Origin of the sequence: Stenotrophomonas sp. FSL W7-1447, assembly GCF_037966425.1 — a bacterium.
GTDB classification, from domain to species: domain Bacteria; phylum Pseudomonadota; class Gammaproteobacteria; order Xanthomonadales; family Xanthomonadaceae; genus Stenotrophomonas; species Stenotrophomonas pavanii.
The window spans coordinates 1,596,618-1,608,715 of the sequence record NZ_CP150199.1; the positions used below are offsets into that span (position 1 = coordinate 1,596,618).

8 protein-coding genes are annotated in these 12,098 nt (G+C 68.9%); 7 read left to right on the forward strand and 1 reads right to left on the reverse strand.

What is annotated here, in order from left to right:
• The first annotated feature begins 2 nt into the window (after nucleotides 1-2).
• From NSQ78_RS07385 to NSQ78_RS07415, 7 genes are all read left to right on the forward strand, one after another.
• Nucleotides 3-2,630 (forward strand): [protein-PII] uridylyltransferase, encoded by a 2,628-nt coding sequence (locus NSQ78_RS07385; protein WP_064237989.1) that lies wholly within the window; start codon nucleotides 3-5, stop codon nucleotides 2,628-2,630.
• Entirely contained in the window at nucleotides 2,630-3,709 is a 1,080-nt protein-coding gene (gene dapD, locus NSQ78_RS07390) for a 2,3,4,5-tetrahydropyridine-2,6-dicarboxylate N-succinyltransferase (RefSeq protein WP_049464966.1), read from the forward strand. Before NSQ78_RS07385 ends, dapD begins: the two co-directional genes overlap by 1 nt.
• Nucleotides 3,710-3,711: 2 nt before the next feature.
• Nucleotides 3,712-4,578, forward strand: a complete 867-nt coding sequence (locus tag NSQ78_RS07395; protein ID WP_049464964.1) for a hypothetical protein — start codon at nucleotides 3,712-3,714, stop codon at nucleotides 4,576-4,578.
• Nucleotides 4,579-4,609: 31 nt separating this feature from the next.
• Nucleotides 4,610-4,981 (forward strand): arsenate reductase, encoded by a 372-nt coding sequence (locus NSQ78_RS07400; RefSeq protein ID WP_176421996.1) that lies wholly within the window; start codon nucleotides 4,610-4,612, stop codon nucleotides 4,979-4,981.
• On the forward strand, nucleotides 4,978-6,105 hold the full coding sequence (gene dapE / locus NSQ78_RS07405) for a succinyl-diaminopimelate desuccinylase (RefSeq protein WP_064237990.1): 1,128 nt from the start codon (nucleotides 4,978-4,980) through the stop codon (nucleotides 6,103-6,105). Before NSQ78_RS07400 ends, dapE begins: the two co-directional genes overlap by 4 nt.
• Before the next feature lie 373 nt (nucleotides 6,106-6,478).
• Nucleotides 6,479-8,170, forward strand: a complete 1,692-nt coding sequence (gene asnB / locus NSQ78_RS07410) for an asparagine synthase B (RefSeq protein ID WP_064237991.1) — start codon at nucleotides 6,479-6,481, stop codon at nucleotides 8,168-8,170.
• Nucleotides 8,171-8,270: 100 nt separating this feature from the next.
• Complete coding sequence (locus NSQ78_RS07415; protein WP_064237992.1) at nucleotides 8,271-9,659, forward strand: cation:proton antiporter; 1,389 nt, start codon at nucleotides 8,271-8,273, stop codon at nucleotides 9,657-9,659.
• 83 nt (nucleotides 9,660-9,742) lie between these two features.
• Here the strand turns inward: NSQ78_RS07415 and NSQ78_RS07420 are convergent, their stop codons facing one another.
• A complete protein-coding gene (locus NSQ78_RS07420; RefSeq protein ID WP_064237993.1) occupies nucleotides 9,743-12,070 on the reverse strand; it encodes a penicillin acylase family protein in 2,328 nt (775 codons plus the stop codon).
• Nucleotides 12,071-12,098: the final 28 nt, after the last annotated feature.

Sequence of the window (12,098 nt, forward strand, 5' to 3'; positions counted from 1 at the left end):
CGATGTTGCCGGCGAGTTCGCTGCTGGACACGCCGGCCGCGTCGCTCAACGACCCGGACTGGGCGGCTGCCGCGCGCCAGGCGCTGCAGCAGGCCGACGCGCGCCTGTACCGCCGCTTCGACCAGGGCGACAACATCGAGCGCCTGCTGGCGCTGCGCGCACGTGCCGCCGACCACCTGATCCGCCTGGCCTGGCAGCGTTGCCTGCCGGCCGGCAGCGGCCTGTCGCTGTTCGCGGTGGGCGGTTATGGCCGCGGCGAACTGTTCCCGCGTTCGGACATCGACCTGCTGGTGTTCGGTGATCCGCCGGCGCAACTGGCGCACGAAGCGGCCCTGGCGCGGCTGTTCGCGCTGCTGTGGGACTGCGGGTTGGCGGTCAGCCATGCGGTGCGCTCTGCATTGCAGTGCCGCGAGGCGGCGGCTGACCAGACCGTGCTGACCGCGCTGATCGAGGCGCGTCCGATCCTGGCCGATGACGCCGCCCGCCGCGCGCTGCGCGAGGCCATCGACGACCGCGAGCTGTGGCCGGCGCGTGCCTTCTTCCTGGCCAAGCTGGACGAGCTGCGCATCCGCCACCAGCGCTTCGGCGATACCGCCGACAACCTGGAGCCGGACCTGAAGGACGGTCCCGGTGGCCTGCGTGATCTCAATACGCTGGGCTGGATGGCGCTGCGCGCCTTCGGCGTGCGCGACCTGGAGGCCTTGGTCGGACTCGGCCATCTGGGCGCCGACGAAGCTGCGGCGTTGAAGCGCGAGCGTGCAGTGCTGGCGCGGTTGCGCTTCGGCCTGCATCTGGTGGCGCGCCGCCCGGAAGAGCGCCTGCGTTTCGATTACCAGAAGACCCTGGCCGCGCGCCTGGGCTTCGAAGACGATGCCGAGAACCTCGGCGTCGAGAAGATGATGCAGGGCTTCTACCGCGCCGCGCTGGTGGTGCGCCGGATCAGCGACCGCCTGCTGCAGCGCTTCGAGGAACAGTTCGACGGCGAGGCGCAGCCGGAGCCGCTGACCGTGGGCTTTTCCCTGCGTCGTGGCTACCTGGCCGCCAATGAGGCCGACTGGCCGCAGGGCGACATCGGCCAGGTGTTCGCGCTGTTTTCCAGCTGGGCCAACAACCCGCAGGTGCGCGGCCTGCATTCGCTGACCGCGCGTGCTCTGGCCGAGTCGCTGCCGCTGCTGCCGGCCTATGACCAGGCCGACGCCGACGCACGCGAGCACTTCCTTGCCCTGCTGCGGGGCCAGCGCCCGGTCGACACGCTTTCGCGCATGGCGCGGCTGGGCGTGCTTGGCCAGTGGATTCCCGCGTTCGCCCAGGTCAGCGGGCGCATGCAGTTCGACCTGTTCCATGTCTATACGGTCGACCAGCACACGCTGATGGTCCTGCGCAACATCGGCCAGTTCGCCAGCAGCCGTGCCGACGAACGCTTCTCGATCGCGCACGAAGTGTGGCCACGCCTGCGCAAGCCGGAACTGCTGCTGCTGGCCGGCCTGTTCCATGACATCGCCAAGGGCCGCGGCGGCGACCACTCCGAGCTGGGTGCGGTGGACGCGCGTGCGTTCTGCCAGGCACATGCACTGAGTGGCACCGATACCGAGCTGGTCGCCTGGCTGGTCGAACAGCACCTGCGCATGTCGGTGACCGCGCAGAAGCAGGACATCGCCGATCCGGTGGTGATCCATCGCTTCGCCACCCTGGTCGGCAGCCGCGACCGCCTGGACTACCTGTACCTGCTGACCTGTGCCGATATCGCCGGCACCAGCCCGAAACTGTGGAACGCCTGGAAGGATCGCCTGCTGGCCGACCTGTACTTCGCCACCCGGCGCGCGCTGCGCGAAGGACTGGAGCATCCGGTGCCGGCTGCCGAGCGCGTGGCCGAGGCGCGTGACAGCGTGCGCGCACTGGTGCGCGAGCAGGGCTATGACGACGCCACCATCGACCGCCAGTTCGCGGTGATGCCCGATGAGGGCTTCATCCGCCTGCGGCCCGAGCAGCTGGCCTGGCAGGCCGCCGCACTGGTGCCAGTGAAGCAGGGCCAGACCCTGGTCAAGGTGCGCCGGATCAGTGTCGACGACCCCGCGCTGGAAGTGTTCGTGCACTCGCCCGACCGCGATGGCCTGTTCGCCGCGATCGTAATGACCCTGGACCGCAAGGGCTACGGGATCCACCGTGCACGCGTGCTGGACGGCCCGGCCGACACCATCTTCGACACCTTCGAAGTCAACCCGGCCGACACCTTTGCCGATGGCAGCAGTGCCAACCTGGAGGCGGCGCTGCGTGAGGCCCTGAGCGGCGACCTGACGCGGCTGCGGCCGTCACGCCGGGTGGTGCCGCGACAGCTGCGTCATTTCCGTTTTGCGCCGCGCATCGAATTCCGCGATGAACCGGGCGCAACCCGTTTTGCCCTGGTCGCCCCCGACCGTCCCGGCCTGCTGGCCGATGTGGCGTTCGTGCTGCGCAACCAGGGCCTGCGCGTGCATGATGCGCGCATTGCCACGTTCGGCGAACGCGCCGAAGACACCTTCGTGATCAGTGACGAACACGACCTCCCCCTGACTGAACCTGCCCGGCAGCAGCTGCATGACGCGATGCTGGCCTGCCTGGACCCTGATCGAAACGCCGGAGACCCCGCCTGATGGCCACCAAGCCCGCCAAGAAGACCGCCGCGACCCCCAAGAGCGCAGCGGCCCGGAAACCTGCTGCCGCCGCACCGGCCGCGAAGAAGACCCCTGCGCCGAAGAAGGCCGCTGCGGTGAAGGCCCCGGCGAAGAAAACGACGGCGGTGAAGCGTGCTGTGAAGAAGCCGGCGCCGGCCAAGAGCGCCGAAGCCGTCCGCGCCGAAACCATTGCCCGCAAGTCGCTGCGCAAGCCGTCGGCACCGGGCGTTGAAGAGCTGAAGTTCGGCATCGAGAGCGCCTTCGAGCGCCGCGCGACGCTGACCCTGCACGAGCTGGAAGGCTCGACCAGGCCGCTGGTCAACCGCGTGATCGACGGCCTGGAGAGCGGTGAATTCCGCGTCGCCGAGCCGGACGGCCAGGGTGGCTGGAAGGTCAACGAATGGCTGAAGAAGGCGGTGCTGCTGTATTTCCGCGTCAACGACATGGCGGTGGTCGATGCACGCCCGGCACCGTTCTGGGACAAGGTCGAATCGCGCTTCGCCGGCTATGACGAAGCGAAGTTCCGCCGTGGCGGCGTGCGCGTGGTGCCGGGTGCGATTGCCCGCCGCGGCACGTACTTCGGCAAGGACGTGGTGCTGATGCCGAGCTTCACCAACATCGGTGCCTACGTCGGCGAAGGCACCATGGTCGACACCTGGGCCACCGTCGGTTCCTGCGCGCAGATCGGCCAGCACTGCCACCTGTCCGGCGGCGCCGGCATCGGCGGCGTGCTGGAGCCGCTGCAGGCCAGCCCGACCATCATTGAGGACCACTGCTTCATCGGTGCCCGCTCGGAAGTGGTGGAAGGCGTGGTGGTCGGCCACCACAGCGTGATCGGCATGGGCGTGTTCCTCAGCCAGAGCACCCGCATCTACAACCGCGCCACCGGTGAGATCAGCTACGGCTACATTCCGCCGTACAGCGTGGTGGTGTCCGGCTCGCTGCCGAGCAAGGACGGTACCCATTCGCTGTACTGCGCGGTGATCGTCAAGCAGGTTGATGCCAGGACCCGCAGCAAGACCAGCGTCAACGACCTGCTGCGCGGCCTGGCCGACTGAAGATGACTGCGCCGGAGGATCTGGCGCCGTCCGCGATCTACCGGCATCCGTCCGGCACCCTGTTCGGGCGGATGCTGCCGCGCCTGCTGCACGCCCCGCGCTGGACCCGGCTGCGCCGCGCGCTGTCGCGGCGCTGGCCGATGCCGGCGCTGGCCAGCGATGTGCGCGACGTGGTCTACGTCAGCTGGTGGGTCGACGTGCGCCACGCGCCGATGCCACCACCCGGCCATCACTACGTGGTCCATGCCGGACGCACGCCCTACACCATCCTCAGCTACCGGCACGGCCATTTCGGGCCGGCGCTGGCCGGGCCGCTGCGCTCGCTGATGCCGTCGCCCAGGCAGAGCAACTGGCGCTGGTACCTGCGCCGTGACGATGATCCGGACGGGACGCCGGTGGTGTTGTTCGATCGCAACGTGATGGACCAGCTGGCCTTCGTCGCCGGCGCGCGCGCCTTCAGCGATGCCATGCAGCCGCATCTGTCCACGCGCTTCGCGCATGTGGTGCGCACCGATGGTGGTGGGCACACCGTGGTCGAAGGCGGGCAGGGCAGCGCGCCAGCGCTGCACCTGCAGTGGCAGGCGGCTGCGGGCTGGGACGATGCCGGGTGGGCGGCGGCCTTCGGCGGCCATCAGGCCCTGCTGCGCTTCCTGACCTGCCAGGACCAGGCCATCGCCCGGACCTGTGATCACCGCTGGGCCAGCACCCGCATCGCGCTGCCGGTGGAAATCGCCCACCTGCAACCGTTGCGGCTGGACGGCGAGCCGCAGTGCCCGCGGCTGCAGGCCATGGGCGTGGCGTTGCAGGAGGGGCTGGCCTTCCGGTTGCCGCAGGTGCCGTTCCGGGTCGTGTCCGAGCGCCTGTTGTGAGATTCTGGCCCTCTGTTTTCCAGCATCACAGATGGCCATGAGCACCACTGTCTACGGTTTGAAGAACTGCGATACCTGCAAGAAGGCGACCAAGTGGCTGGACCGCTTCGGCGTGCCGTACACCTTCATCGACTACCGCGACAACAAACCCAGCCCGGAAATGCTGCTGGCGTGGGCCGCGCAGCTGGGTGGGCTGGCCGCGATGGTCAACAGGTCCTCCACTACCTGGCGGCAGCTGCCGGACAACCGCAAGGCCGCGGACTCCGAGGCCGAATGGAAGCTGCTGCTGCGCGAGTACCCGCAGTTGATCAAGCGCCCGCTGGTGGTCACTACCGACGGCGCGGTCAGCCAGGGCTTCAGTGACAACGGCTTCAAGGCCCGCTTCGGCGTCGGTGACGCATGAGCGCGGTCCTCGACCTGACCTGCGAGCTGATCGCACGGCCCTCGGTGACGCCGGACGATGCTGGCTGCCAGGCACTGCTGGCGGCGCGCCTGGAGCAGGCCGGGTTCCAGTGCGACCACCTGCGGCTGGGCGAGGTCGACAACCTGTGGGCGACCCATGGCCAGGGCGCGCCGGTACTGGTGCTGCTGGGCCATACCGACGTGGTGCCGACGGGCCCGCGCGAGGCCTGGACCAGCGACCCGTTCACGCCGCAGGTCCGTGACGGCGTGCTGTATGGCCGTGGTACCGCCGACATGAAGGGCAGCGTGGCGGCATTCGTGGTGGCCGCCGAGCAGTTCGTCGCCGCGCACCCCGATCACCCCGGCACGCTGGCGGTGCTGCTGACCAGTGACGAGGAGGGCGATGCCATTGATGGCGTGCGCCACGTCGCGCGGCTGTTCGCCGAACGCGGCCAACGCATCGACTGGTGCATCACCGGCGAGCCGTCGTCGACCGCGACGCTCGGTGACCTGCTGCGCGTGGGGCGTCGTGGCAGCCTCTCGGCCAAGCTGCGCGTGCAGGGCGTGCAAGGCCATGTGGCGTATCCGGAAAAGGCGCGCAACCCGATTCACCAGGCGGCGCCGGCTCTGGCCGAATTGAGTGCGCGGCGCTGGGATGACGGCTACGAGAGTTTCCCGCCGACCAGCCTGCAGATCTCCAACATCCACGCCGGTACCGGTGCCAACAACGTGATTCCCGGCGAGCTCGAAGTGGATTTCAACATCCGCTACAACCCGCACTGGGATGCGTCGAAGCTGGAAGCGGAGATCACCGCACTGCTGGACCGGCACGGCCTGCAGTACGCGCTGAAGTGGCATCGCAGCGGCGAGCCGTTCTACACCCCGGAGGGCACGCTGCGCGCCACCGCGCGGGCGGTGCTGGCCGAGCACATCGGCCGTGCGCCGGAAGAAAGTACCGGCGGCGGCACGTCCGATGCACGCTTCATTGCGCCGCTGGGTGCGCAGTGCATCGAAGTGGGGCCGGTCAACGCCAGCATCCACCAGGTGGACGAGAACGTGCGCGTGGACGATCTGGAAGCACTGCCGGGGCTGTACCAGCGGCTGGTGGAACGGCTGCTGGCGTGAGGCATGGCGCCGGGCACGGCCCGGCGCTACCCCTGTGGGCGCCGACTGCTGGGTACCGACCGTTGGTCGGCACACCTTCACCTGGTTGCCAATGCAACGGTTGCGCTGCGCCGGAAACCGGGGTAGGGTCGATGCCATGTCGATCCGCCTGGCCACCGCCGTCAACAACAACCGCAATAATCTGCGCGCGAATAATCGTGCGCGGCCGATGCGGGACTGCGCCCTGGGTAGATAGACAGCAACACACGCCCGGACACCAGAAAACCCGCATCGGTCGATGCGGGTTTTTTTGTGCCCGGGCGCAGCCTGCCCGGGCCTGGATGGCCGGTCGAACACCTCCCACCCGTGAAATTCCCCCAACAGGAGCTCCCCCATGTGTTCGATCTTCGGAATCTTCGGCCTGCAGGCCGGTGACGATCTTCCGGCCCTGCGCCGCCATGCGCTGGAACTGTCGCAGCGCCAGCGCCACCGCGGCCCGGACTGGAGCGGCGTGTATCTCGACGAAGGCGCGCTGCTGGTCCACGAACGGCTGGCCATTGTCGACCCGGCCGGTGGTTCGCAGCCGCTGCTGTCGGCCGACGGCCAGCTGGCACTGGCGGTGAACGGTGAGATCTACAACCACCAGGCATTGAAGGCGGCGCTGACCGCCGCCTACGACTTCCAGACCGGGTCGGATTGCGAGGTGATCAACGCGCTGTATCGCCAGGGCGCTTCGCCGGCGCAGTGGCTGGAACAGCTCAATGGCATCTTCGCGTTCGCGCTGTGGGACCGCGACAGTGGGCGTGTACTGGTGGCGCGCGACCCGGTCGGCGTGGTGCCGTTGTACTGGGGCCATGATGCCCAGGGCCGCCTGCGCGTGGCCTCGGAAATGAAGGCGCTGGTCGATACCTGTGCCGATGTCGCGCAGTTCCCGCCGGGCCACTACTTCGACAGTGCCAGTGGAGAGCTGGTGCGCTACTACCAGCAACCGTGGCGCGACTATGCCGACGTGCAGGGCCGCCAGGCCGACCTGGCCGAACTGCGCCAGGCGTTCGAGCATGCGGTGGAACGCCAGCTGATGAGCGATGTGCCGTACGGCGTGCTGCTGTCCGGTGGCCTGGACTCGTCGCTGGTGGCGGCGGTGGCTGCACGCTATGCGCGTCGCCGCATCGAGGATGGCGGGCAGACCGAAGCCTGGTGGCCGCGGCTGCACTCGTTCGCGATCGGATTGAAGGGCTCGCCCGACCTGGCTGCCGCCGCGATCGCCGCCGAAGCACTGGGCACCGTGCATCACGGCTTCGAGTACACATTCGAGGAAGGCCTCGATGCGCTGCCGGAAGTGATCCGCCACATCGAGACCTACGACGTCACCACCATCCGTGCATCGACGCCGATGTTCCTGCTGGCGCGACGGATCAAGGCGATGGGAGTGAAGATGGTGCTGTCCGGCGAGGGCAGCGACGAGATCTTCGGTGGCTACCTGTACTTCCACAAGGCGCCGGACGCGCGTGAGTTCCACGATGAGCTGGTACGCAAGCTCGACGCCCTGCACAACTACGATTGCCTGCGTGCCAACAAGTCGATGATGGCCTGGGGCGTGGAACCGCGCGTGCCGTTCCTCGACCGCGAGTTCCTTGACGTGGCGATGCGCTTCGATGCCGCGCACAAGATGGTCGGTGCCGGTTTTGGCGGCCGTCGCATCGAGAAGGCCGTGCTGCGCGAGGCGTTCGATGGCTACCTGCCGGACAGCATCCTGTGGCGGCAGAAGGAACAGTTCAGCGATGGCGTGGGCTATGGCTGGATCGATGGGCTGAAGGCCTATGCCGAGGCGCAGGTGAGCGACCGTGTACTGGCGGCCGCCGACAAGCGCTTCCCGCACAACCCGCCGCAGACCAAGGAGGCGTACTACTACCGCCACCTGTTCGAGCAGTTCTTCCCGAGCCGGGCAGCGGCCGAGACCGTGCCGGGGGGCAAGTCGATCGCCTGTTCGTCGCCCGCGGCCATCGCCTGGGACGCCAGTTTTGCCGCGGCGGCGGATCCGTCGGGCCGGGCGATCGCCGGAGTGCACGAGCAGGCGCTGGCCTAGGCGCGAGAAAGGGGAGGGAGGAGGGCACGTTGTATGTGCCACAAACGTCTTAATCCCCTCCGTCCCCTTTTTTGTATGATCGCCCCCCGTACATTGGGGAATGTTCATGGACGTACAGAACGGGGGCCAGGTGCCGCAGATGAAGTGGGGATGGCGCTACCTGGGCTGGGCCGTGGTACCTCTGCTGGCCGGCGTGCTGTTGGCCCGCTATGCCGGGCCGGCTGCGCCCGAAGCGGTTGCGCGTGCCACGGCCGCCACCGAAGGCAGCTGGGCGCAGCACCTGGCGTCACCGCTGGGCCTGTTCCTGCTGCAGCTGCTGGTGCTGCTGCTGGTGGCCAAGGGCGCGGGGGCGCTGCTCAAGCGTCTGGGGCAGCCGGCGGTGATCGGCGAGATGGCGGCCGGCCTGATGATGGGGCCGCTGGTGCTCGGCAGCCTGCTGCCGCAGCTGCAGGGTGCGCTGTTCCCGGCCAGTTCGCTGGGCCCGCTGGGCATGCTCAGCCAGCTGGGCGTGCTGATGTTCCTGCTGGTGGCCGGTGCCGAGCTGGACCTGGCAGCACTGCGTGGACGCCGGCGTTTTGCCTTTACCGTCAGCCATGCCGGCATCGCGGTGCCGTTCGTGCTCGGCGTCGCCCTGGCCATCTGGCTGTATCCGCAGCATGGCCCACAGGGGGTGGGCTTCACGGCATTCGCACTGTTCGTCGGCATTTCGATGAGCATCACCGCCTTCCCCGTGCTGCTGCGCATCCTTGCCGATCGCGGCATCACGCAGACGCCGCTGGGTCAGACCGCCATCGCCTGCGCAGCATTGGGCGATGCCACCGCGTGGTGCCTGCTGGCATTGATCGTGGCCGCTGCCCAGGCCGGCGGCTGGTTGCCGGCCAGCCTCAACCTGCTGTGCGTGGTCGCGTTCGTGGCACTGATGCTGGGGCTGGTGAAGCCGTGGTTCGCCCGCCAGCAGGTCGCGCTGGGGCGCGAGGGACGCTGGCTGCTCGGCATCCTGCTGCTGTCGCTGGGCAGTGCGCTGGTCACCGAGATGCTGGGCATCCACGCGCTGTTCGGTGCGTTTGCCGCAGGCGTGGCGGTGTCGTCCAACGCGCAGCTGCGTGACCTGTTGATGGCCCGCGTCGAACCGTTCGCGGTGACGCTGCTGCTGCCGTTATTCTTCGCCATGACCGGGTTGCGCATGCGCGCCGATGCGCTGCAGGCCAGCGACATCGTGCTGTGCGTAGTGGTGATCGCCGTGGCCACGACCGGCAAGCTGCTGGGCACCTTCAGTGCCGCGCGCAGTGCCGGCATGCCCACGCGCGAGGCGTGGCGGTTGGGCGCGCTGATGAACACCCGCGGCCTGATGGAGCTGATCGTGCTCAACCTGGGTTACGAACTGGGCCTGCTCGGCGACCGCCTGTTCGCGGTGCTGGTGATCATGGCGCTGGTGACCACGGCGATGACCGGACCACTGCTGAACCTGATCGAGCGGCGCAGGGGCTGACCGTTGAACGGTAGTGCCGGCCGCTGGTAAGGCAACCTGACGATGCTGGATACACCTGCATGGATGCCGGCCAGCGGCCTACACTACCGCGTTGGCACCAGCGTCATGGTGTGCTGCGCCTTGCCGGGCAAGAACGGTGTCGGGCGCCCGTGCACCCAGTCCTCGTGGCCGGCGCCCCAGTACGGTGACAGCGGGTGGCCGCTCTGGCCACCGGGCATGTGCACGATGCCGTCGGCCTCGTGGCCCGGCGAGACCACCATGCGTTCGGAGGCGCCGAAGTTCGGCGTCTGCACGCGCGGCATGTCGCGGTCGCCGGGCAGGCGGTCGGCCGGCATGCACAGCCAGCGCTTGGCGATGTCCGGCAGCGCCCGTGCGATGGGGTGGCAGATCGCCGCCGTGTTGCGTTCGCCCCAGCTGCGCTTGGCCAGCGGTCCCTGCTTGGCCAGCTCACTTTCGGTACGGCGTGCCGCGTCGATCAGCAGCGCATCCCAGCTGTCGAAGGCAGGGGGCAGCAGGTTGGCCGGACGCTGTTGCAGCATCGGCCAGGCCACGCCTTCCAGCTGTGCCAGGCGCGGCTCCAGGTAGGCATCGCCCAGCTGCGCGTTGGCGGGTGCCAACAGTGCATCGGACAACGTCTGCATCACCTGCGTACGGAACTCCCGCACCACCCGGTAGCTGACCGAGCTGGCCGAGGCACGGCCACCCCATTGATGGCTGGCCTCCTTCAAACGCTTCAGGGCAGGGTCGTCACTGCGTTCGATGACGTCGTGCAGCAGGGCCCACCAGCGCTGCAGGAACACGGCGCGGTCGTCGAGCTGGATCGCCAGCAGGTCGTGCTCGTCGAAGCGGTCCTGGATGTCGAGCAGATCGCGGATCTGCCGCGCGCGGGCGCCCAGGTCATAACCACCGTTGCCGACATTGGCCAGTGCCTCGCCGTCGAGGACGCGGCCGTTGGCGGTCCACAGGCGATGGTTGGGTGGGTCGATCAATGCCGGCGAGGCGTCGCTGCGGATCGGCCAGGGGGCGCAGTCCTGGTTGCTGGCGGCGGTGAAGCCCGCAGGCGCACAGCCGGGACCGCGATCCGGGCGGGCGCCGATCAGGCGCCAGGCGATGCGTCCGCTGCGGTCGCCGACCACCAGGTTCTGTGCGGGAATGCCGGCGTGGTCGGCGAAGCGCAGGGCAGCGTCCAGGTCACCGGCGCGGGCCAGGTCACCGAAGTCCAGCCGCACCGCGCCGGGCAGGTGGGCGACCCAGCGCAGCGCATCGCCACTGCCATCGGCGTGGGTATGCAGGATCGGCCCCCAGGCGGTTTCGCGTACCGGGAACCGCACATCGGCCTGGCCGGCCACGGCGATGCGTTCTTCATGCACGGTCACCGCGGCGTTGGCCGGTTCAGTGCGGTAGTCCGCGGTGTCGATGTAGCTGTTGGTGAAACCCCAGGCGACGTGCCCGTTGCTGCCGACGATCACCGCCGGCAGGCCAGGCAGCGAGAAACCGGTGACGTCGACCTGGCCGCCAGCGGCCTGTGGGTCGGGGTAGCGCAGGCGCACGCGGAACCACAGGCCGGGGGCACGCAGGCCCAGGTGCATGTCGTCGGCGACGATCGCGCGGCCGTCGGCGGTAAGCGCCCCGGCCACCGCGAAGTTGTTGCTGCCGACGGCGTCCACCTCTTCCTGCGCGGTGCCGGATTTTCCCTTCAATGTGCGCAGGTCGAGCTGGCTGGCATCGGGCAGGGCGGCGTTGCCGGTGGGGTCGCCGAACAACGGCGCGTCCCATTCGGTGCCGTCGTGGGCGATCAGCGCGTACAGTGCCGGCGGCACCACCGTGCGGATGCGGCTGAGCGCAAGTTCGGTCTGGTTGCCGGGATCCTGCAGGTCGGCGTACATGGCCAGCCCGGTCAACACGCTGTCGCTGGCCTGCCACGGTTGCGGCGGCTGCCGCAGCAGCAGATAGGCCCACGGGCGCACGGAGAGACCGGCCAGGCCCTCGTTGACGCCATCCACGTAGGCGCGCACGGCCGCGCCGTTGTCGCCCAGTGCGGCCTGCAGATTCGCCTCGGTGCGTGCACGCAGCCGGTGCACGCGCATGCGCTTGTCGGCGTCGATGGCCTTCGGCCCGAACAGCGCCGACAGCTCGCCAGCGGCACTGCGGCGCATCAGGTCCATCTCGAAATAGCGCTCCTGCGCATGCACGCGGCCCAGCGCGCGCATCGCATCGGTCTGGCTGCCGGCCGTGATGGTGACCACGCCCAGCCCATCGCGCTCGATGGTGACCGGCTTGGCCAGGCCCGGCAGTGGATGCTCGCCGTCCAGGTCGGCCAGGCTGCCGCCCAGCAGCAGCCACAGGACCAGTGCGGTGACCAGCACGATGGCGATCACTACGCCCAGCATCCAACGCCATGCACGTCGCATCGCACGTCCTTTCCGAACTCGTGGGCCG